Origin of the sequence: Rhodoblastus sphagnicola (assembly GCF_002937075.1) — a bacterium.
GTDB classification, from domain to species: domain Bacteria; phylum Pseudomonadota; class Alphaproteobacteria; order Rhizobiales; family Beijerinckiaceae; genus Rhodoblastus; species Rhodoblastus sphagnicola.
In genome coordinates this window covers 47440-68827 of the sequence record NZ_NHSJ01000082.1, presented here as the reverse complement: position 1 = coordinate 68827, position 21388 = coordinate 47440, and the positions used below count along the sequence as shown (strand labels likewise).

At 64.1% G+C, this 21388-nt stretch carries 14 protein-coding genes; 2 read left to right on the top strand and 12 right to left on the bottom strand.

Annotated features, from left to right (window positions below):
• Window positions 1-4 precede the first annotated feature (4 nt).
• The 5 genes from CCR94_RS13065 to CCR94_RS13045 all read right to left on the bottom strand — a co-directional run bounded on the left by CCR94_RS13065 (window position 5) and on the right by CCR94_RS13045 (window position 10595).
• Window positions 5-1966: a tetratricopeptide repeat protein gene (locus tag CCR94_RS13065; protein WP_158254750.1), complete on the bottom strand. Its 1962-nt coding sequence runs from the start codon at window positions 1964-1966 to the stop codon at window positions 5-7.
• Between the two features lie 53 nt (window positions 1967-2019).
• Window positions 2020-3366 (bottom strand): HlyD family type I secretion periplasmic adaptor subunit, encoded by a 1347-nt coding sequence (locus CCR94_RS13060; RefSeq protein ID WP_244594058.1) that lies wholly within the window; start codon window positions 3364-3366, stop codon window positions 2020-2022.
• Window positions 3359-5629: a peptidase domain-containing ABC transporter gene (locus CCR94_RS13055; protein WP_104508283.1), complete on the bottom strand. Its 2271-nt coding sequence runs from the start codon at window positions 5627-5629 to the stop codon at window positions 3359-3361. Before CCR94_RS13055 ends, CCR94_RS13060 begins: the two co-directional genes overlap by 8 nt.
• Before the next feature lie 215 nt (window positions 5630-5844).
• Window positions 5845-10029 carry a glycosyltransferase gene (locus CCR94_RS13050; protein ID WP_104508282.1) on the bottom strand — a complete coding sequence of 1395 codons (4185 nt, stop codon included), beginning with the start codon at window positions 10027-10029 and terminating at the stop codon, window positions 5845-5847.
• Between the two features lie 2 nt (window positions 10030-10031).
• Window positions 10032-10595 carry a hypothetical protein gene (locus CCR94_RS13045; RefSeq protein ID WP_146089992.1) on the bottom strand — a complete coding sequence of 188 codons (564 nt, stop codon included), beginning with the start codon at window positions 10593-10595 and terminating at the stop codon, window positions 10032-10034.
• 504 nt (window positions 10596-11099) lie between these two features.
• Here CCR94_RS13045 and CCR94_RS13040 point away from each other — a divergent pair.
• Both CCR94_RS13040 and ilvN read left to right on the top strand, forming a co-directional pair.
• Window positions 11100-12860 (top strand): acetolactate synthase 3 large subunit, encoded by a 1761-nt coding sequence (locus CCR94_RS13040; RefSeq protein WP_104508280.1) that lies wholly within the window; start codon window positions 11100-11102, stop codon window positions 12858-12860.
• Between the two features lie 204 nt (window positions 12861-13064).
• The gene (gene ilvN / locus CCR94_RS13035; RefSeq protein ID WP_104508279.1) at window positions 13065-13616 is read left to right on the top strand and encodes an acetolactate synthase small subunit; all 552 of its coding nucleotides are present in this window, start codon (window positions 13065-13067) and stop codon (window positions 13614-13616) included.
• Between the two features lie 133 nt (window positions 13617-13749).
• Here ilvN and CCR94_RS13030 read toward each other — a convergent pair whose 3' ends face one another.
• The 7 genes from CCR94_RS13030 to cysS all read right to left on the bottom strand — a co-directional run bounded on the left by CCR94_RS13030 (window position 13750) and on the right by cysS (window position 21336).
• Window positions 13750-14127: a hypothetical protein gene (locus CCR94_RS13030; protein WP_104508278.1), complete on the bottom strand. Its 378-nt coding sequence runs from the start codon at window positions 14125-14127 to the stop codon at window positions 13750-13752.
• 290 nt (window positions 14128-14417) lie between these two features.
• A complete protein-coding gene (gene ppk2, locus CCR94_RS13025) occupies window positions 14418-15431 on the bottom strand; it encodes a polyphosphate kinase 2 (protein WP_244594057.1) in 1014 nt (337 codons plus the stop codon).
• A 124-nt stretch (window positions 15432-15555) separates the two neighbouring features.
• Window positions 15556-17415 carry a methyl-accepting chemotaxis protein gene (locus tag CCR94_RS13020; RefSeq protein WP_158254749.1) on the bottom strand — a complete coding sequence of 620 codons (1860 nt, stop codon included), beginning with the start codon at window positions 17413-17415 and terminating at the stop codon, window positions 15556-15558.
• 128 nt (window positions 17416-17543) lie between these two features.
• On the bottom strand, window positions 17544-19136 hold the full coding sequence (cimA, locus tag CCR94_RS13015) for a citramalate synthase (protein WP_104508276.1): 1593 nt from the start codon (window positions 19134-19136) through the stop codon (window positions 17544-17546).
• Window positions 19133-19630, bottom strand: coding sequence for a GNAT family N-acetyltransferase (locus tag CCR94_RS13010; protein ID WP_104508275.1), 498 nt, complete (start codon window positions 19628-19630; stop codon window positions 19133-19135). Before CCR94_RS13010 ends, cimA begins: the two co-directional genes overlap by 4 nt.
• Window positions 19630-19770, bottom strand: coding sequence for a hypothetical protein (locus CCR94_RS25430; protein ID WP_170068948.1), 141 nt, complete (start codon window positions 19768-19770; stop codon window positions 19630-19632). The genes CCR94_RS13010 and CCR94_RS25430 overlap by 1 nt, the downstream gene beginning before the upstream one ends.
• Window positions 19771-19959: 189 nt before the next feature.
• Window positions 19960-21336 carry a cysteine--tRNA ligase gene (gene cysS / locus CCR94_RS13005; RefSeq protein WP_104508274.1) on the bottom strand — a complete coding sequence of 459 codons (1377 nt, stop codon included), beginning with the start codon at window positions 21334-21336 and terminating at the stop codon, window positions 19960-19962.
• Between the last annotated feature and the right edge of the window lie 52 nt (window positions 21337-21388).

The following is a 21388-nucleotide window of genomic DNA, read 5'->3' as shown; positions in this document are numbered from 1 at the left end:
CGCGCTAACCAGCCGGCTTGATCGCGCTGAGCGCTGGCCTGCTCGCTGCGAGCGCGGTGTTGAGCGTGACCGGCCCGGGTTTGGCCGAACCGGGCGCCGGACGGGCGAGGTCGGGCGAGGGCTTGGCCGGATCGGGCGCGGCTTTGACCGCGCCGAGCGCGCCCTGCGCCTCAGCGCGCTTGATCATCTCCATGCCCTTCTCGGCATCGGCCTCGACGCCGAGCCCCTTCATCACCATCACACCGAGATTGTAAAGCGCGAGGGCGTGGCCTTGCCGCGCCGCCATTTCATACCAGCGAACGGCCTCGGTCAGATTCTTCTCCACAACCTCGCCCTGGCAGAACAAGACGCCGAGCTGGAATTGCGCCGGGACGAAACCGGCTTCCGCGGCATTGTGCAGCCAGTGGACGCCTTCCCGCGTCGCCGCCTCATCCTTGCGGGCCAGCAGCTGATTGCCGACGAGATGCTGCGCGATCGGGTTGCCCGCCTGCGCCGCGACGAGATAAGCGCTGAGCGCGTCTTCCGGCCTGGAGCGCGCGGGATCGTAATGACCGGCATAGAGATGCCCGAGTTGCAAGGAGGCCGCGACATAGCCTGAATCCAGCGCATCCCGCAGCAATTGTTCAGCCTTGCGCGTGTCCTTGAAGACGTCGCGGCCCTCAAGGTAGATCATCGCCAACTGGGTCTTGGCGTAGCCGTCGCCGGCCTCGGACGCCTCCTTCAGAAGCTCGACGGCGCGGGGCGCGTTGCGCGCGCCGCCAGCGCCGGCGAGATGCAATTCCGCAAGTTTCACCTTGGCTTCGCGCAGACCCTGGTCGGCCGCGTATTGGCACCAGCGCAAGGCCTCGCTGAGGTTCTGTTCGACCCCCTGGCCGTGCTGGTAAAACACGGCCACGTTGAAGGCCGCCGTGGCGTGACCCTGCTCCGCAGCCTTGAGGAACCAGCGCGCCGCCTCATTGAGGTTGACCGGCATCCCCAGGCCATTGGCCGCATGGCGGCCATAGATGAACATTGCGTTGACGTCGCCGAGTTCGGCCGCCCGCAACCGCCAGCGCGCGGCCTCGCGCCAGTCCGGCTCGACCGGGCCGCCCTGGCTGCAAAAATCCGCCAGCGCGACCACGGCCGGGAAATGGTCGCGCTTGGCCGACTTGCGCAGGTAGGTCTCGACACGGCTCGGATCGCTTTCGATCCCTTCGCCGCGTTGAAGCATCATGGCGAATTCGAATTGCGCGTAGGCGTCGCCGCTTTCCGCAGCCATTTCCATGTAGTGGGCGGCGCGTTCGGGATCGGCGGCGCGGCCGGCGCCCTTGCGATAAATCGTCGCCATGGCGACCTGCGCGCTCGAATGGCCCTGGTCGGCGGCCTTCTCGTACCAGTCGGCGCCCCGCGCCTGATCCGGGACGCCGTCAAGTCCGCGATAAACGATGTCGGCGAGTCCGAATTGCGCGGACGCATCGCCCCGTTGCGCGCCGCGCTCGAAATGGAACATCCCCTTGTTGTAATCCTGCGGCGCATGCTTGCCGAGCACATGGATCACGCCGAGCAGAGCGTCCGCCTGCGCCAGCCCGGCGTCCGCCGCTTCTTGCAGCCAATAGATCGCCTGTTCGGGATCGGCCGCATGCCGACCTCCGCCGGCGTAGAGCGCCTCCGACACGCGCGCCGCCGTGTCCGCGTCGCGCGTCGTGCGTCGCCAGAATTCCGGCAGAGGCGCCCTGGCCCCGTCCAGCAGCGCGCGTCCGAGCCGGAACTGGGCTTCGACATGACCGCGTTCGGCCGCGCGCCGGTGCCAGTTGATCGCGTCGGCCAGATTCCACGCCACGCCGCGCCCATGCTCATAACATTCCGCGATGTGGAAGGCGCTTTCCACGTCGCCGGCCTCGTAGGCGCGCAGCCACAGACGGAACGCCTTCTGATGCTCGCCCGCATCGCCTGCGCTCTCGGCGCGGCGGCGCAGCCAAGGAAGCATTTGTCCATCGGCGAGCCGCCGCAGTTGGGTTGCCGCAGATCGCAAGCTCTTCCTCATGGCTCGCGCATCGCTCCGCTTACGCTCTTGATAAGTCCTTCAACCATATAGGCGCCGACCGAACGGGTTCCGACCTTGATGTCCGCCGTCAGCGTCATGCCGGGCATGAGGCGAAAGTTTGATGGAACGTTGATGAAATGGTAGTCGTCGAACGCAATGCCGACGCGATAATAAGTCTCCACCACTTGACCTGTGTCTTCGTCGGTCGAGAAGGCGCCTTCGGTGATCCACTTGACGTGCCCGTCGGCATAACCGTGAGCCGTGAAGTCAAACGCATCGACCTTCAGCGTTGTTGGATCGCCAATCCGTATGAAACCGATGTCGCGTGTTGAGATGCGAACCTCGGCCTCGACCGGAACGCCGACGGGCATGGCGGTCATGAGTTCTTCTCCCTCCTTGAGGACGGAGCCGACCGAGAGCTTGGCTGCGGTCAGGATGATGGAATCTTCCCGCGCCAGGATCTGGACGAGGTCATGGTGCTTCTGCGCCTTTTCCAACTGCGCGCGCGCGTTGTCGCGATTGTTGCGGGCGGTCACCAGATCCTGGCTGAGCGCGGACGACCATTGCTGAACGAAGGCCTCGCGGTCGGCGCGCAGCGACGACTCCTGCGCCTGCGCCTCCTTCAGACTGTTGATGAGATTTTCCAGCATCCGCGCCTGTTCGACGCGTTGATCCTTCGACGACAACTGGTTGAGCAGGGAGCCAGCGCCGCTGGCCAGCAGCTTGTTGCGCATTTCCTCGACCTTGCCGGCGATCTCCACGCGCTCCTTCATCCGGGCGATATCGCCCTGGGTCTTGAAGATGGTCGCGTGGATCTGGTTTTCCTTCTCCTTGAAGCTGTTGATCTGCGCCGTATATTGCGCGACGCGCTGCGTGTACAACGACTTCTGCAGTTCATTGTATTTTGCTTCCGTCGCTTCGGAGGTCGCAGGAAAAACCGGGGCCTTGCCGGACAATTCGGCCTCGTCGCGCAGGATCTGGGGATTGAGGCTGGCGATCTGCTGGCTCAATTGCGAAACATCGGCATTGGCGAAGGTGGGATCGAGCGTCGCCAGCACCTGTCCCTTTTTCACCAGATCTCCGGGATGAACGTCGATCGACTTGATGATCGACGGGTCCAGCGCCTGGAATACGTTGCGGGACGAACTGCTCAGCGTGATCTTGCCGCCGGTGCTGGCGACGACGCGATCCATTTTCATCAAGACGAGGACAGTGGCCATGGACAGCACCATGGCCACCAGCACGTAAAGCGTGATCCGGGCGGCCAGCGGCTCCGGCGCCTCACGGATGGCGGCGATTTCGGACTGGTAAGACCGGACGGTCGCGAGCGCGTTCTTAGACAAGGGTTGTCCCCCGTCCGGACGCGCGACTGGTCGCGGCGGCTTCGATATGACCGTTCTGCTGCAACCACAGGCTGCGGTAGATTTCGCATCGCTCAATCAGCGTCTGGTGCGGCGCCATGTCGAGGAACTTGCCGCGCTCGAGCACCAGGATGGCGTCGGAGTTCACCAGGGAGGACAGGCGGTGCGAGATCACGATCACCGTCCGGCCCTTGGCGATCTTGCGGATGTTTTCGTTGACAATATTTTCCGAATCTGGATCGAGCGCGCTGGTCGCTTCGTCGAAGATCAGGATCTTCGGATCGAGGATCATGCAACGCGCGATGGCGAGGCGCTGGCGCTGGCCGCCCGAAAGGTTGGGCGAGCCTTCGTAGATGTAGGTGTCGTAACCGCGCGGCAGGCGGTCGATGAACTCCTCCGCGCCGGAAAGCCGCGCCGCGCGCACCACTTCGTCGAAGGTGGCGTTGGGCTTGGCCGCCATGATGTTTTCGCGGATCGTGCCGCGGAACAGGAAGTTCTCCTGTAGAACCACCCCAAGATTGCGGCGCAAATGCGCGATATTGTATTCGCGCACATCAACGCCGTCGATTTTGATCAGGCCTTCATATTCGGAATGCAGCCGCTGCAGCAGGCGCGTCAACGTGGTCTTGCCCGAACCGGAACGTCCGACCACGCCCAAGGTCATGCCAACCGGGATCTCGAAGGACACCCCGTCGATCGCCGGCATCAGCGCGCCCTTGTAGGTGAACAGCACCTTGGAGAATTCGACATGGCCAGCGAGCGGCTTGCGCACGCCGCCGTCGCCAATGCCTTCCTCGCGCGGTTGGTTGAGGAGCTGTTTCACCACATCGACGGCGGCGCGCGCCTCGTCGCCCTGGTTGATCAACTGCGCGATCTGCATCAGCGGTCCCGCGACGCGCTGCGATAACATCAGAAAGGCGAACAGCGCGCTGATGTAGAGCGGGTCATTGGTGCTCAGCGCCATATAGACGCCGACGGCGTAGCTGCCCGTGACCGCGAGACGCTCCAGCGGGCGCACGCCGGTCTGGACAATGGAGGCGACCCTGGCCTGATTGTCGACAGCCTTGGCCGCGCGGGCCACCAGCACATCCCATTCGCGGCGCTGGCGGCTCTCCAGCGCCAGCGACTTCACCGTGCGCATGCCGGCGAGCGTCTGATACAGGAACGACCCGCGCGCCGTCTCCGCTATGATGACCTTGCCGGTCGCCGCGCGCAAGGCCGGCAGCATGGCGAGAAGCCACAGCACGATCAGGCCACAAAAGGCCAGCACGATGAAGGTGAGCAGTGGGCTGAACGCGAACATCACCGGCAGGAAGAACAGCAACGTCATCGAGTCGAGCACGGTGCCGAACAATTGACCGCTCAGGAAATTTCGGATTTTCCACAATTCCTGCACGTCGTGCATGACAACGCCGATCTCGGTGCGCTCGTAGAAATCGATCGGCAACGCCAGCAGCCGGTCGAACATATATTCCGACAGGCGAACATCGACGCGGGACGTAAGGAATTGCAGCAGGTAGGAGCGCAGAAAGCTGAAGATGGTTTCGAACACGATCAGCACGAGCATGCCCACCGTCAGCACGGTGAACGTGTTCATGGCGTGATAGGCGATCACCTTCTGGCCGATCAGCGTCCAGTAAATGATCGGCGCCAGCGCGAGCAGACTCAAAAGCAAGGCGCAAATGGCGATGTCGCGGGCGAGCTTGCGCTCGCGGAAGATCAGCGAGGCGATGAGACTGATGCTGAACGGCTGTTCTTCGTCCTTCAAATCGTAATTGCGGCGGACCAGCAGAACTTCGCCGGTCCAGATCTCCTGGAATCGGAGCCAATCGACAAAGAGCTCGGCGCCTTCGGCCGCGTTGGGGTCGTGCAGCACCACGCCAAGCGGCCCGCCATCGACGATCACGCGCGCCAGCACCAGGCTCGCGCCGGTCTTGAGGCGGATGATGGCGGGAACGGCTTTCTTGATCTGTGTCAGCCCGGCCCAGTCGAGATGCACCAGCTTGGCCTTCAGTCCGGCATGTCTCGCGCAATGGACGAGCGCGTCATAATCGACGACCGGGTCGGGCAAGCCGTTGTCGCGCACGATCTCCGCAACCGTCAGCGTTATGGCGTGATGGGTGGCCACCATGACCAGACATTCGAGCGCGGACTTGTGCTTTTCGTCCGCGCCGTGGAAGCCTTGTTCATGCGACCCTTTTGTACGCTCGGAGGCGGTCGCAGGCAAAATCTCGGTGCTGGCCATGAGCTTCCCAAATTCCCTTGGATACACTCTATTTATAATGGATCGAAACTTCACATGCAAGGCGCGTAAGTCTTTCAGGAATTCTCGTGTTTTGACAAAGACGTGACCATTGCGTTCATATTAATTTAAAAAATTATTGCGTTGCGTTTGCGCGATCGGCGCAACCCAACGGTAGCCTGCTTGAAATGGTTACCGCGTCGATCGCCGCGACGCGCTTACAGCTCCGCGTCGATGGCGTCGACGCAGCGTTCCCAGGAATAAGTCGCCACAACGTCGATAAATCCGGCGCGACCCATGCGGCGCCGCGTCTCGGACTCGTCGGCGAGCCGCGCCATCGCGCCGGCGAGTTCGTCCACGCCGGACACCAGCAGCCCCGTCGCCTCGTTTTTCACGAGATCGCGGAACGAATAGCAATTGGCGTTGGCGATCACGGGCTTGCCGAACAGCCAGGCTTCGCACAGCACGATGCCAAAACTCTCGCTGCGACTCATGCTGATCAGCCCGAGGCAGGAGGCGAGCGCCCCGCGCGCCACCTCGCGGCTTTGCCGTCCAAGCGCGTGGAGGCCGGGCGCCTCCACCGGCGCGCCATCGTCATCCGGCCCGATCAGCACCAGATCGAGATCGGCGCGCGCGCGCCGCAGCCGGCAATGGGCTTCGATCACATCCTGGTAGCCCTTCGATCCGGTCTTGCGGCCGAGCACGAGGAAGAACGGGTTCGCCGCGGGACAGACCGCGCGGAACGCGCCTTCGACGCCGGGACCGCCGAGATCCTCGACGCTGACGCCGCCGCCGGGAACCACGGCGAACTTTTCGGCCTCGCCGAGCCTGAGCGCCAGCGACGCCGAGAACAGCAAGGTCCTGTCGGCCGCCGCGAACGCATCGTAATAGGTGCGCCAATGGTAAAAGCGGTCGTCGCCATGGAAATGCGGCAGGGTGACGACGCGCGGCCGGTCCGGCGCGGGAGCCGAAGATTTGACCTCCGAAGATTTGGTCAGCGTCGCCACGGAGCTGGGAATGACGTCGAAGGGGATGCCCTGCACCAGCACGGCATCGTAATCGCCGCCATGAGATTTGAGCCAGTCCTGCAGAGCCGGGGCGTGCGGGCCTCGCACCGACGCAAAGGTCGCGTCAATCTCCGGTTCGCGCCGCAGCGCGATCTGGCGCAGCGCATCGACCCAGGCGTCGAAGTGCTGGGAGCGCAGCATTTCGGTCGGCGCCAGGCTGAGATCGACCCGATGCGTCTTCAGGGGCGAGAACGCGTCGAGATCGCCACACTGAACGCCGGCCGCCTCGATCAGAACGCCGAACGGGCGGTAATCGCCGGGCGCCTGGTGTTCTTGCGTCCGGCACAGCAGGATGCGCACGCAATTCTCGGGCGCTTTCGGCAGGGCGAAATGCACATCGAAATGCGGCGGGATCGGCGTCTCGCAGGTGATGCTGACAATCGGCGAACCATCGCGCGGCGCCTGCAGCAGGATCAGGGAGAGGGTCTTCTCGACCGAGGCGAAACCGCGCAACTGGAACAGCCGCGCCTCCTGTGGAAGCAGGAAGGAGAAATCGGGCGCCGTCCAGCGCCGGATGACGCCGCCCTCGGCCTCCGGCCCGAAAAAGCCGGAAAACAGGCTGGGCGCCTCCGGGTCGGCCAGGACCTTGGCGAAGGGCGCGAGCAGATGAAATTCCTCGCTCGCCCAGATGCGTTCGAGATCGCTGGCGCGTTCGCGCATTTCCGCCTCGCCCAGTTCCTCGCTGGGAAAATACCGGGCGGTGTCGAACAATTCGCCGAGGCGTCCGGCCGCGCCCGGACCTTCGGTCAATTCGCAGCCGAAATGATGGCGGTTCTCGATCCGCTCGACATCGACAGCCGCAAGATCGATGCGAGAAAACCGGCCGCGCAGCCGCTTGAGCGTTTCGATCAGATATTCTTCGGCGCCGCCGCGCGACGGTTCGGTATAGCGATAGGTCACCACGAGGAGGCGGCGCGGCGCGCGCGGCGCGGGGACGCGCAACAGCGACCGCAACGCCGCCCGATAGTCGTTTGCCGCGGCGGCCCAGGACAACTCCTCCTCCGCATAGGCGCGGGCGCGGGCGCCCTGGTCGGCGAGCGCGGCGGACTCCGCCAGCATCTGCCTCAGGGCGGCGGGAAAGTCGGCCAGATCGACGACGCGCCCCGCGCCGCGCGCGGCCACCGCGAAGCCGCGCGCGCCTTCCGCCGTGTTCAGCGTCGGCAGGCCATGCGCCATATAGTCGGGCAGCTTCAGGCTGGAGCCGCCGCCTGCGGTCAGCGGGTTCAGCGCCAGATCCCATTGCTGCATCAGGAAGGTTTTCATGCGCTCCGGCGCGACGCCGTGCAGCACGACATTGTCGGGAGGCGGCGCTTTCAGCGCGCCGCAGACCGAGCCGATCAGTTCGAAGCGCGCCTTGGGAAACAACGGCGCCAGTCGGGCGACGATAAATTCGGCGGCGGCGACGTTCGGGCCATGGCTGGAGCCCAGGAACCCGATCCGTTTCGGCGCTCCGGCGGGCGCGGCCTTGCGTTCGAGCGGCGCGATCCGGCAGCCGTTGGGGCTGAGCACGATCGGCGCGTCCGTCATGGCGGCGAAGCTTTGGCGATCCGCTTCGGTGCAGCACACGATCAGGTCGGCTTTGGCGACCAGTCGGCGCTCCAGTTCCGCGATGAAGCCAACCAGACTGCGCGCGAGGGGATGTCCGCGTAAAAGCTTGCGCTTCAACTGCGCTTCGACATTGTGGGCGCTGTAAATCACGGAAAGTTCGGGCCGCAGCCGCCGCAGCTCGTCCAGCGCCGGCGCCATATAGGGATGCTCGAAGATGAGCGCTTCGGCGCGCCACGCCAGGGAAGCGACGATCTCGCGCAGGGCGCGGTTGCCCGCGACGAACAGGGCGGCCACGCCGTCGTTGACCGAAACCGCCTGCCCCCGGTTCACCGCCGCCTCGAAAGCGGCGTGATCCGCGCTCTTGGGCGCGCCGATCTGCAACACCCCCTTGTCGAGCAGGGCGATTTGCGCCGTCGCGGCAAAGGTCGTGAGAACGACGTCGCAATCGAGATTGGCCAGCAGATTGCCGACACGCGCGGCGCCGCCGGATTGCAGTCCGGTCAGGGAATAATCGTTGAACGCCAGCGCCAGCGGGCGCGGCGCCGGTCGCGACGCTTCCGCCGCCACATCCGAGGCCAAATCCGCCGCCAGCCGGTCCGCGATGGCGCGCCAGCACAGCCGCGCCTCCGCGAGCTTGCGGCCATCGGCCGCGATGCGCGCCCGCAGCGGCGCGTCGGCGAGAACCCGCCGGATCGCCAGGACGAATTCCTCGCGCTGCACGATCACCGCATGATCGTCCGGCGTGAGATCCAGTCCCCGCACGCCCTCGGGCGTCGAAACCATCGGCAGATGAGCGGCGAGCGCCTCGACCGCCTTGAGGCTGGTGCCGGAGCCGAGCACCACCGGATTGATATAGATATCGGCCTCGACCAGCAGATCCTTCTTTTGTTTCGGCGTGAACGGTCCGAACAGCTCGACGTTTTCGCCCCTCGGCCGATGCGCGAGCGCGCCACACACGCCGCCGGCCACCACGAACCGGCAATCCGGCATGTAGCGCGCGAGCGACAGCAGGCTTTCCGCCGCCTCGACATTGGGATGATGGCCCGAACCGGTGAACAGCAGCACTGGCCGCTCGCCGGGTTCGCGCGCCGCCTCGACCCGAGACGCCGCCGTTGCGTCGATTTCATCCTCGCAATAGCCGTTCGGGCACAGGAACAGCTTTTCCGGCGCGGCGCCGTACAGAAGCCGAAAGATTTCCGCATCTGCCGCGCTGGTCGCGAACACTTTTTGGGCGCGACGGATGAGATTGCCCTCGATGCGCAGCAGTTTCAGCCAGGCGGCCTCGAAACCGGACCCGCGCGCGATCGAGGACAGCAGGCTCGCCTCGACATTGTGCGAATTGTAGATTTCCGGCGCCGGCGCGCCGTCGGAAAAGATCGGCTCCGAATAGGGGAAATCATGGATGATGACATCGGCGCCCACGGCCAGTTCGCACGCGACCCGCCGCAATTCGCAGGCGGGATCGCTCACGGCAAGCGCGAAGGCGAGCGGCGACAGGTCGCCCGACAGGCCGGAGGCGTCGAGCGTCGCATAAGCCTTGCGCCAGAACTCGTCCTTGGGAAAGCGCAATTCGCGGAATCCCGCGCCGTGGTGGATTTCCTCGAAACGCGCGCCGAAATCGGTCGATGTCAGCAGCGTGACGTCATAATGCCGCGCGAATTCGCGATAGAGCCCGCCCAGACGCATTTCGCCGCCGCTCGACGGCGGCGAAAACGCCGGGAAGAAGCAGAGAACCAAGGCCCGAGGCTTGCGCGCCAAATCCTTGCGCGCCAAATCCGTGCTCGCCATCTTCAATCCTCGATCACGAAGCGCGGCGGCGCCAGATCGTCGAACCCTTCCACGCCAAACACGGCGCTCAGCTCTCCGTCGAGCGGAAGCAGGGCGAAGCGCCAGCGGCGCGCCATCGCTTCCGGCGAGGACAACAATTCGGTCAGGAAGCCCTGCCGGCTCATCGCGCGACGCGACACTTCGCCGGCATAATGATCGAGTTCGGCGGGGGTGGCGGCGCGCGCGAACAGAACCGCATGGGCGAGACGCGCGAATTCTCGCGGTTCGGCCGCGCCCGGCAGGCGCCTGGCGAAGCCGAACACCGCGCCCGCGCCTTCGCGCGCCGCGCGCGTTTCGCACAGCACCAGCCAGTCGGGCGCGGCGACCGCCCCGTCTGAGGCGAAAATCACGCTGCGGCCCGCCGTCTTTGCCGCGCCGGCGGACAATACGACTTCGGGCGCCGCCCTTGTGACAAACGGATCGTCCTCGGCCTCCGCGCAGGCGTCCCGCATGGTTTGCAACAACCGGCGCGTCGTGGACGCCGTGAGAAGCTGGAAAACATCGGCGCTGGGCTTGTCGTCGCTCATCGCGGGCGCGCCTTTCTCGGCGTCACCGCCAATGCAACGCGGAAGGCTGAAAGTCGTCGCGTCCAAGCGTTCGTGATTTCGCAACCGTCACAATTCCGCAACTTCGTCACCCGCCAGCAACTTTCGTCATTCGCTTGCCAATTTATTCAAGGAAAGCATAAGATAGATTTGAACAATTTGAAAAATAGTTAATTTAGCTCCCCGGCGCCGTCAAGCTGTAGTTTGGCGGCGGTCGCCGGCGATTTTGACGGCAAGCCCTTGACCGGAACGCGCGGCTGTCATAGAAAAATCTCCGTATTCCCAGGAGAATGGAACACGTGGCCAAAATCCTCGTCGTAGTAGCGAAAGCGCCAGAAACAGGCCGGGGCTGACCCGGACTCCTGAAGCTGGCGCTTGATCCGGGTCCCGAAAGGGGCCTTTTTTATTTCCGGTTTCGTGACGACAGGCCCAAGCAACAGACCAAGCAAGACAACAGGCCAATTGCGAGAAGAGGTGGAACGGAAAATGTCGAAGATCATGACCGGTGCCGAAATGGTGGTGCAAGCCCTGACCGATCAGGGCGTGACGCATTTGTTCGGTTATCCCGGCGGCGCGGTGCTTCCGATCTATGACGCCCTGTTCCATCAGACCAAGGTCAAGCACGTCCTCGTTCGCCACGAGCAGGGCGCGGCCCATGCCGCCGAAGGCTACGCCCGCTCGACCGGCAAGGTCGGCGCCGTGCTGGTGACCTCCGGCCCCGGCGCCACCAACGCCATCACCGGCCTCACCGACGCCTTGATGGATTCCATCCCGCTGGTGTGCATCACCGGACAGGTGCCGACCCATCTGATCGGCTCCGACGCCTTCCAGGAATGCGACACGGTTGGCCTGACCCGGCATTGCACCAAGCACAATTACCTCGTGCGCAGCATCGAGGATCTGCCGCGCATCCTGCACGAGGCCTTCTACATCGCCCGCTCCGGCCGTCCCGGCCCGGTGGTGATCGACGTGCCCAAGGACGTGCAGTTCGCCAGCGGAACCTATGCGCCGCCCAAGAACATCCAGCACAAGACCTATCAGCCCCAGGTCAAGGGCGATCTGGCCAAGATCAAGCAGGCCGTGGCCATGATGGCCAAGGCGAAAAAGCCGATCCTCTACACCGGCGGCGGCGTGATCAACGCCGGACCGGCCGCCTCGGCCTTGTTGCGCGAACTGGTGCAGCAGACCAACTTCCCCATCACCTCGACGCTGATGGGATTGGGCGCCTATCCCGGCTCCGGCCCGAACTGGCTGGGCATGCTCGGCATGCACGGCTCCTACGAGGCCAATAACGCCATGCACGACTGCGATCTGATGATCTGCGTCGGCGCGCGTTTCGACGACCGCATCACCGGCCGCCTCGACGCCTTCTCGCCCGGCTCCAAGAAAATCCACATCGACATCGACCCGTCCTCGATCAACAAGACCGTGGCGGTGGATTTGGCCATCATCGGCGACTGCGGCCATGTGCTCGAAGACATCGTGCGGCTGTGGCGCACGGAGGCGCACCAGCCCGACAAGAAGGCGATGGCGGCGTGGTGGGCGCAGATCAACAAATGGCGCGCGCGCAACAGTTTCGGCTACAAGAAGTCCGACACGACCATAAAACCGCAACTGGCGGTCGAGCGGCTCTATGCGCTGACCAAGGACCGCGACACCTATATCACCACCGAAGTCGGCCAACACCAGATGTGGGCGGCGCAGCACTACAAGTTCGAGGAGCCGAACCGCTGGATGACCTCCGGCGGCCTGGGCACCATGGGCTATGGCCTGCCCGCCGCCATCGGCACGCAGCTCGCCCATCCCGACTCGCTGGTGATCGACATCGCCGGCGAGGCCTCGATCCTGATGAACATCCAGGAGCTTTCGACCGCCAAGCAGTTTTTGGCGCCGGTGAAGATCTTCATCCTCAACAACGAATATATGGGCATGGTGCGCCAGTGGCAGGAACTGCTGCATGGCGGGCGCTATTCCTCCTCCTACTCGGAGGCCCTGCCCGATTTCGTCAAGCTGGCGGAAGCCTATGGCATGAAGGGGATTCGCTGCTCGGACCCGGCGCAACTCGACGCCGCCATTCAGGAGATGATCGACCATCCCGGCGCGGTGATCTTCGACTGCCTGGTGGACAAGGCGGAAAACTGCCTGCCGATGATCCCGTCGGGCAAGGCCCACAATGACATGATCCTGCCCGATACCGGCGAAGACATCGGGTCGGTGATCGACGACAAGGGCAAGATGCTGGTGTGAGTTTAGCCCCCTCTCCCCGCTTGCGGGGAGAGGGTTGGGGTGAGGGGGACACCGGCGTTGGCCTCGGCTTTCGACTAGCCGCGGCAACAAGCGCCAAGGCCAAATCCCCGACTCCCCCTCACCCTTGTCCCTCTCCCCGTTCACGGGGAGAGGGGACGCCAACGCCCAGGATTGAGAACAGATTTCAGGAACGGAACGCCCATCATGAACGCTCAGGCCGCCCTTTCGCCCTATTCCTCCTCCGCCGGCAAGACCGAGCGCCGCGAAACCCATGTGCTTTCGGTGCTGGTCGACAATGAGCCCGGCGTGCTCGCCCGCGTCGTCGGCCTGTTTTCCGGCCGCGGCTACAATATCGAAAGCCTGACGGTGGCCGAGGTCGCCCATCTTCAGGGCCTGTCGCGCATCACCGTCGTCACTTCCGGCGCGCCTGAGACCATCGAGCAGATCTCCCACCAGCTCGAACGCATCGTGCCGATCCACACCGTCACCGATTTGAGCCTCGCGGACGCGTTCGTCCAGCGCGAACTGGCGATGATCAAGGTGCGCGGCAAGGGCGAAAGCCGCACCGAGGCCCTGCGCCTCGCCGAAGCGTTTCGCGCCCGCGTCATCGACGCCACCACCGAGAGCTTTATTTTCGAACTGACCGGCGCGCCGAAGAAAATCGACGATTTCGTCGAGCTGATGCGGCCGATCGGGCTGGTGGAAGTCTCGCGCACCGGCATAGCCGCGATCACGCGCGGGCCGCTGGAGATGTGAGTATGACGCGGCCGATGGCTCGTTCGGTCAAACCGACGATCAGCGAGTCCCGCAGGCTCGTGGCCCGGATCAGTATTCGTCTCTAAAATTTCAGCGCAGCCATTTCTGGCTGCGCTGTGATGACGCGTAAAAGTCAGGCGGCTTCGGCCGAGTCGATGAATTCGATTCCCATCAGCAGGCGACGTTCGTCCAGCACATGAATGCTGGGCGCGTGGCCTTCGCTGTGGGCGAGCAGGCGGATGCCATGGCGCAGCGCGTAGACGATGTGCCCGGCGCGCAGGTCGTGGGTCTCGTTGTGCTTCGCCTTGAGGCGAATTTCGATGTGGGCGTGCGACTCGCTCGGAACGCCCTCCTCGATCTTCGGCTGAACGTCGGTTTCGAACACGCGGGCTTCGGGATCCTGGGGCGTGTCGAACATGGGCGCCACCATCGCCGGCAACTTGTTGAGCAGCCAGTCGATTTCGGTTTCCGGCACATGCCGATTGTTGTATTTGACGAGAACCTCAACCATGGCCAGTCTCCATTGTTCCCAAAGGCCTCCACGGCGGAGGTCGAAAGGCGGATGTCGGGCCTAGTTAGCGCATCTTATTTTAAACTTATATTAAAATTTCCTGTCCTATCCGTGGCATCCGGCCCTTTTGTGCAATGCAACCGCCTGATTTTTCTAAGCCATCTCCGGACGGAGGCGCGAATCGACGCACGCCCCCCGTTCGGGGAACGCCCGTTCGCCGACTGGGGTCCAATCTTTTGTTTTGACGCATTTTTTCGCGCGAACCTCTCTCCGTTTCGCGCGAAAATGCTCTACCCCCGTTTCAGGTCGGGATGCACGGTCTTCTCGATAATGTGCGAGTCGCGGCCGATGACGTGTTCGGTCGAACCGACGATCAGCGGGTCCGGGGCGTGGATGATCGACAAATCCTTGTTGGGATAGGGCAGCGACCACAGGAAATGGGTCATGCAATTGAGGCGCGCCCGCTTCTTGTCGTCGGATTTGATGATGATCCAGGGCGCATCGGCGGTGTCGGTATAGAAGAACATCGCCTCCTTGGCCTCGGTGTAATCGTCCCACTTGCCCAGCGACGCCAGATCGATCGGCGACAGCTTCCACTGTTTCAACGGGTCGTCCTTGCGGGCCTCGAAGCGGCGGCGCTGCTCCTCGCGCGACACCGAGAACCAGTATTTGAACAGGCGAACGCCCGAGCGCGCCAGCATGCGCTCGACCTCCGGGCATTGCCGCATGAATTCGAGATATTCGGTGGGCGTGCAGAACCCCATCACACGCTCGACGCCGGCGCGATTGTACCAGGAGCGGTCGAACAGGCAGATCTCGCCGCCTGAGGGCAATTGCGAGATGTAGCGCTGGAAGAACCATTGCGTGCGCTCGCGCTCGGTCGGCTTTTGCAGCGCGACGACGCGCGCCGTGCGCGGATTCATGTGCTCCATGAAGCGCTTGATCGTGCCGCCCTTGCCGGCGGCGTCGCGCCCCTCGAACACCATGACGATCTTTTCGCCAACAGACTCCACCCAACGCTGCGCCTTGAGCAGTTCCTGCTGCAATTTCAGCATGTGCTCTTCATAAGGCCCCGGGCGCATGTGCTGCGCGTAAGGATATTCGCCGGTTTCGAACACCCGGCGGATCGCGGCGGGATCGTGGCGCATTTGCGCGAGGCGACGGTGCGCTTCGTCCGGCGCGACCGCGGCATGATCAGGCGCCTTCGCCTCCGGCGCGCCTTTATTAGCGGCGGACGACTTGTTTGAGGAAGCCTCGGTGGCGATTTTTTTGGCGGCTTCCGGCGGCGGGGCGGCTTCGTTCACGCGCAAATCCTCTCAACCGGGTCAGCGCCCGGATTTCTGGCGACGTTGTCATATTACCGTAAAAAGCTTGCTTACCGTAAAAAGATTGCGCCAACCGGCGCCCGCCCGGCTTGACGACGCTGGTCTAAACCGCGCTCTGCTTGACATAAGCCTCGATGTTTTGATGCAATTTCGCCGCCTCGCGCTCCAGGTCGGCGATGCGGGCGCGCACCTGCGCGGAGACCGAACGCGATTTTTCGGCGGCGGCCAGCACGTGGCCGATGGAAGCCGTCATCTGTTCGGCGCCGCGCGCGGTCATCTGCACATTCCTGGCGATTTCATCCGTCGCGGCGCTTTGCCGCTCGACCGATCCGGCTATGGTCGCGGACACCGCGTTGACGCGTTCGATCGCGCCGCCAATGCCGCCGATCACCTGCGAGACCTGGCCGACCGACGCCTGAACCGCGCCGACATGCTCGACAATGTCCTTGGTGGCGCTCGCGGTCTGGTCGGCGAGGGTTTTCACCTCGGCCGCGACGACCGCGAATCCCTTGCCGGCATCCCCGGCGCGGGCCGCCTCGATGGTGGCGTTCAGCGCCAGCAGATTGGTCTGGGCGGCGATGGCGTTGATCAATTGCACCACGGCGTCGATCTTGGCGGCGGCTTCGGACAGGCCGCGCACCAGGGTCCGCGCCTGCTGCGATTCCCGGGTGGCCTCGGCCGCGATGCTCGAAGCCAGGCTGGAGGTGGCGGCGATCTCGCCGATCGATGTCGACAATTCCTCCACCGCCTGCGCGACCGATTGCGCATGCGCGGACGACTGCCGCGCGGCCTCGCCGATCAGATCGGACTGCACCAGGGAGGCGTCGGTTTCGCTGGCGATTTGCGCGACGCTCTCATCGGCCTGTTTGAGGTGGCCGCTCAAATTGCCGATGGCGCCATGGACCTCGGCGGTGAACGTGGCGCTGATCTCGCGCGCCAGAGCGTGATCGCTCGCCTCCTCTTCGCGCCGCGCCCGGTCTTGCCGCTCGATCGTGAGCGCGTTGGACGCGGCGTCGCGATAACGCCGCGCCGCATGGATCAATCGCCCGATTTCGTCGCTTCGGTCGGCCTGGGGAATTTCAACGGCGTCGGGATCGCGCTGGATGGCGTCGAGCACCCGGACGATTTCATTCAGGGGCCGCGCGATCGAGCGAATCAGCAGGATCGCGCCGATGAGGCCCAGCAGGATGGCGATCGCCGTTCCGCCAACGCGCTGCGCGATCGTGATCTGATAGCCGGCGATCCGGGCGGCCAGCATGTCCGCCATGGCGTCGTCGATTTTTGGCAGGAAAGCGATGAAAGCGGAGTCGATTTCCGGCGCAAGCGTGAGAACCCGATCGTAGCGACTGTCCTTGGCCGCCTCGGTCAAGGCTGCCGTCAACTGGAGCAATTTATCGCCCATGCCGCTCAAGGCGGTCCCCTGGATGAAACCCCGATCCGCCTTGACCGCCTTGGACCAATCCGTGGTGAAATTGCCGACCACGCCGTTCAAGCCATCGCGCGCCACCGCGAAGGCGACGACCTTTTCTTCGCTGGCGTTCTGACGCAGGTCGCGCGCCGCCGCGACCAGATCGCTCGACCGCTTCAAAATGGCCTCGGCCTGGTTGACCAGAATGTCGCCGACAAAATAGGTCTCGGTTTCCGGATCGAGCGTGATGTTGGAATTGTCCGAGGCCAGACTGATGGCGTCGCTCAATTGGGACGCGGCTTCGTCGTAATTCCTGGACTTGAGCGCGGCGACGGCGGCTTTCGTCTTGTCCGTGAGGCCGAGAACGCCGCCATCGGCGGCTTCGGCGCGCTCCAGCGCCCCGGCGGAGCCGGAACTCTCCTCCGACAGGGCGGACTGGTATCCCTGCTGCAGGGCGCGCAGATAGGTCACCCCGGCCATTTCCGCGCGCGCGAAACGAATCAGCGCATCGTTTTCGGTGACCACGAAATAGAGCAGCATCACGCTTGGAATCATCAGTATTCCAAGCACGGCAAACAGCTTCTTCGACAAGGAAAGGTCGCGCAAGCGCATCGGGTCACTCAATCGAACTACACAATCTTAAGTTGCACCCCCCGTCTTAACATTGCTTTAAAGCTTCGCATTCAGGAGGCGCCGGCCTTGAGCAATTTGTAGTCGATGGCGTCGAGCAGGGCCTGGAACGAGGCGTCGATCAGATTGGCCGACACCCCGACCGTGGACCAGCGCTCGCCGTCGCGGTCGCCAAATTCGATGAGAACCCGCGTGACGGCGTCGGCGCCGCCCTGGAACACGCGGACGCGGAAGTCCAGCAATTCGATGTCTTCGATGAGTTGCTGGTATTTGCCGAGATCCTTGCACAGCGCCATGTACAGCGCGTGAACCGGGCCATTGCCCTCCGCTGCCGAAATCAGGCTGACGCCATCGACATTGACCCTGACGGTGGCTTCCGAAAACGTCTCCAGTTCGCCGTGGGCGTTGTGGCGGCGCTCGACATCGACGCGGAAGCGCTCGACATCGAAGTAACCGGGAACGTGCCCCAGAATGCGCCGTGCGAGAAGTTCGAAGGAGGCGTCGGCGCCCTCATAGGCGTAGCCCTGCGCCTCCTTCTCCTTCACCTTGTGCAGCAGTCGGTTGACCCTCGGATCATCGCGCGACACCGTGACGCCCAAACGCTCCAGTTCGGCGAGGATGTTGGATTTGCCGGCCTGGTCGGACACCAGCACGCGACGCTGGTTGCCGACGCTTTCGGGCGTGACATGCTCGTAGGTGCGCGGATCCTTCAGCACGGCCGAGGCGTGGATGCCCGCCTTGGTGGCGAAGGCCGAGGCGCCGACATAGGGGGCGTGGCGATCCGGCGCGCGGTTCAACAGCTCGTCAAGGGTATGAGAGAGCTTTGTCAGCCCTCTGAGCGAGTCGAGCGAAACGCCGATTTCGTAGCGGTCGGTCATCTCCTTCTTCAGCAGCAGGGTCGGGATGATCGAGCAGAGATTGGCGTTGCCGCAACGCTCACCCAGACCGTTGAGCGCGCCGTGAATCTGCCGTGCCCCGCCGCGCAGCGCCGCGAAGGAGTTCGCCACCGCCTGTTCGGTGTCGTTGTGGGCGTGGATGCCGAGGTTTGCGCCCGGCACCCGTTCGGCCACCTTGCGCACGATGTCCTCGACCTCGTGGGGGAGCGTGCCGCCATTGGTGTCGCACAGGGCGATCCAGCGCGCGCCGGCTTTATAGGCCGTTTCAGCGCATTGCAGGGCATAGTCGCGGTTGTCTTTAAAGCCGTCGAAGAAATGCTCGCAATCGACGATCACCTCGCGGCCAGCCGCCACCGCCGCCTTGACGCTGTCGTCTATGCCCTCGAGATTTTCCTCCAGCGTGCAGCCGAGCGCGACATGGACCTGATAATCCCAGGCCTTGGCGACGAAGGCGATGGCGCCGGCGGCGCTGCCGATGAGAGCGGCGACGCCGGGATCGTTGGCGGCCGAGCGGCCGGCGCGCTTGGTCATGCCGAAGGCGGTGAATTGGGCTTTGCGCGTGCGCTTGGCGGCGAAAAACTCGGTGTCGAGCGGATTGGCGCCGGGGTAGCCGCCCTCGACATAATCAATGCCGAGCGCGTCGAGCAGGCCGGCGATCTGTTTCTTGTCGTCGAGCGAGAAATCGACGCCGGTGGTCTGGGCGCCGTCGCGCAGGGTGGTGTCGAACAGATAAACGCGGTCGCGGTTCATTGCGTCGGTCCCGTCATAGCCGGCAAATCCTTGGTCATGGTGGTGTTGCCCAAAACTTCGTCGCCGAGGAAGACCATGTTGCGTTGCTGCGCCACATAGCCGCGACGGGCGAAAAACGGCTCGGCGCTGTCGCTGGCGTCCACGGTCAGTTTTTTGGCGTGGCGGGCGCTCGAGAGTTTTTCCAGCGCGTCGCACAGCGCGGTGGCGACGCCGCGCCGGGCGAAATTGGGGTGGACATAGAGCATGTCCAGGGCGTCCGTCCCCTTCAGCGCGGCAAAGCCCGCGAGCGCGCCGTTGGCGAGCGCGACGATGGTGAGTTTTTCGGCGAGTTTTTGCGCGAACGCCGCCTCGTCATCGGCGAGCGCGCTCCAGGCCTCGACCTGGGCTTGCGAATAATCCTCGACGCCGAGCGTTTCGACGCTGGCGCGAAAAAGGGCGGCGAGCGCGGGCGCGTCGGCTGGCAGCGCGGGCCGCAAGGCGATGGTGTCGGCCATCAGATCAGCCCGTTCCAGCGCAGGCCGATCAAGACCGCCAGCGCGAGCACGAGGATCTTGGCCGCGAGATACCACAGCCAATGCGGCGGGAAGGGAAGAGAGTCGCGCCAGTTCTTTTCGCGGTCGTCGGGTTGGGTCATGACAGATTCTTATCGAAGCCGAAGCGGTTCAGCGGACTCCTTCTCCCCTTGCGGGAGAAGGTGGCTCGCGCGAAGCGCGAGACGGATGAGGGGGCGCCGGTTGCGAGGGACGCCCCCCTCATCCGGCGCTTCGCGCCACCTTCTCCCGCAAGGGGAGAAGGAAGGCGCCCGTGAGGTTGTAGGCGATCGTCAGCCCACCTCCCATCGGGTGGAGAGTTCGCCGGTCTGCTTGTCCTTCGCATCCATGATCTTCACGCCCATGGCCACGATCAGATCGCGCAAGCGGTCGGATTCGGCGAAGTTTTTGGCGCGACGCGCGTCGAGCCGTTCCGCGATCAGCTTTTCCACCAGGGCGGCGTCGATGTCGGCGGCGGTTTTGGTCCAGCTCGCGGGATCGTCGTGCAGCAGGCCCAACAGATTCGCGGCGCGTAAAAGCTTGTCCGCCTCCCCCGCCCCGGCCAGTTGATGCAGTTCAGCGATGGCTTTCGGCGTGTTGAGGTCGTCGCACAGGGCGTCGAGGAAAGGCTCCGACAACTCGCCCGCCTCCGGTTTTTGCTCGCGCAGCAGCGCGTACCAGCGTTGCAGAGTTTTCTCGGCCTCTTCCAGCGCCTTCACCGTCCAGTCGATCGGCTGGCGGTAGGCGCCGCGCAGCATGGCGAGGCGCAACACCTCGCCCTTCCAGGCGCGACCGCCGAATTTGTCCTCATGCAGCAATTCGTGGATGGTGATGAAATTGCCCAGGCTTTTGGACATTTTCTCGCCTTCCACCTGCAAGAACCCGTTGTGCATCCAGACATTCGCCATCACGTCGTGACCGAAGGCGCAGCGGGTCTGGGCGATCTCGTTTTCGTGGTGCGGGAACACCAGATCGATGCCGCCGCCGTGGATGTCGAACACTTCGCCCAAATGCTTGTGCGACATGGCCGAGCATTCGAGATGCCAGCCGGGGCGACCGAACCCCCACGGGCTGTCCCAACCGGGTTCGCCCTCTTTCGAGGGTTTCCACAGCACAAAATCCATCTCGCCGCGCTTGTAGGGCGCGACATCGACGCGGGCGCCGGCGATCATGTCGTCGAGCGGACGGCGCGACAGGCCGCCGTAATCCTTCATCGAGGGCACGTCGAACAGGACGTGGCCGTCGGCGGCATAGGCGTGGCCATTGGCGATCAGTTTTTCGACAAGGGCGATCATTTCCGCGATGTGCTCGGTGGCGCGCGGCTGCACGTCCGGGGGCAGGCAGTTCAGATCCGCCACGTCCTGCTGGAACACAGCATTGGTGGCCTCGGTCAGTTCGCGGATGGAGATTTTCCGCTCGGCGGCGCGCGCATTGATCTTGTCGTCAACGTCGGTGATGTTGCGGACATATTTGACGTGATCTGCGCCGTAGAGTTCGCGCAAAACGCGATAGAGCGTGTCGAACACGATCAGCGGGCGCGCATTGCCGATATGGGCGAAATCGTAGACCGTCGGGCCGCAGACGTAGAGCCTGATACGCGCAGGGTCGATCGGCGCGAAGATTTCGCGCTCGCGGGTCAGGGTGTTGTAAAGCTTCAGGACGGCGGACATGAGTCTCCCTGCTCTGGCCGGGGCGTCGATCTCGCGAATTTTCAAGGAGACA

What these genes read in the sequence shown, in the direction of transcription:
- CCR94_RS13050 (WP_104508282.1), bottom strand. Translation starts at nt 10,029, where the DNA reads ATGGCGAGCACGGATTTGGCGCGCAAGGATTTGGCGCGCAAGCCTCGG.
- CCR94_RS13030 (WP_104508278.1), bottom strand. Translation starts at nt 14,127, where the DNA reads ATGGTTGAGGTTCTCGTCAAATACAACAATCGGCATGTGCCGGAAACC.
- CCR94_RS13020 (WP_158254749.1), bottom strand. Translation starts at nt 17,415, where the DNA reads ATGATTCCAAGCGTGATGCTGCTCTATTTCGTGGTCACCGAAAACGAT.
- CCR94_RS13040 (WP_104508280.1), top strand. Translation starts at nt 11,100, where the DNA reads ATGTCGAAGATCATGACCGGTGCCGAAATGGTGGTGCAAGCCCTGACC.
- cimA (WP_104508276.1), bottom strand. Translation starts at nt 19,136, where the DNA reads ATGAACCGCGACCGCGTTTATCTGTTCGACACCACCCTGCGCGACGGC.
- cysS (WP_104508274.1), bottom strand. Translation starts at nt 21,336, where the DNA reads ATGTCCGCCGTCCTGAAGCTTTACAACACCCTGACCCGCGAGCGCGAA.
- ilvN (WP_104508279.1), top strand. Translation starts at nt 13,065, where the DNA reads ATGAACGCTCAGGCCGCCCTTTCGCCCTATTCCTCCTCCGCCGGCAAG.
- CCR94_RS25430 (WP_170068948.1), bottom strand. Translation starts at nt 19,770, where the DNA reads ATGACCCAACCCGACGACCGCGAAAAGAACTGGCGCGACTCTCTTCCC.
- CCR94_RS13045 (WP_146089992.1), bottom strand. Translation starts at nt 10,595, where the DNA reads ATGAGCGACGACAAGCCCAGCGCCGATGTTTTCCAGCTTCTCACGGCG.
- CCR94_RS13010 (WP_104508275.1), bottom strand. Translation starts at nt 19,630, where the DNA reads ATGGCCGACACCATCGCCTTGCGGCCCGCGCTGCCAGCCGACGCGCCC.
- CCR94_RS13055 (WP_104508283.1), bottom strand. Translation starts at nt 5,629, where the DNA reads ATGGCCAGCACCGAGATTTTGCCTGCGACCGCCTCCGAGCGTACAAAA.
- CCR94_RS13065 (WP_158254750.1), bottom strand. Translation starts at nt 1,966, where the DNA reads ATGCTTCCTTGGCTGCGCCGCCGCGCCGAGAGCGCAGGCGATGCGGGC.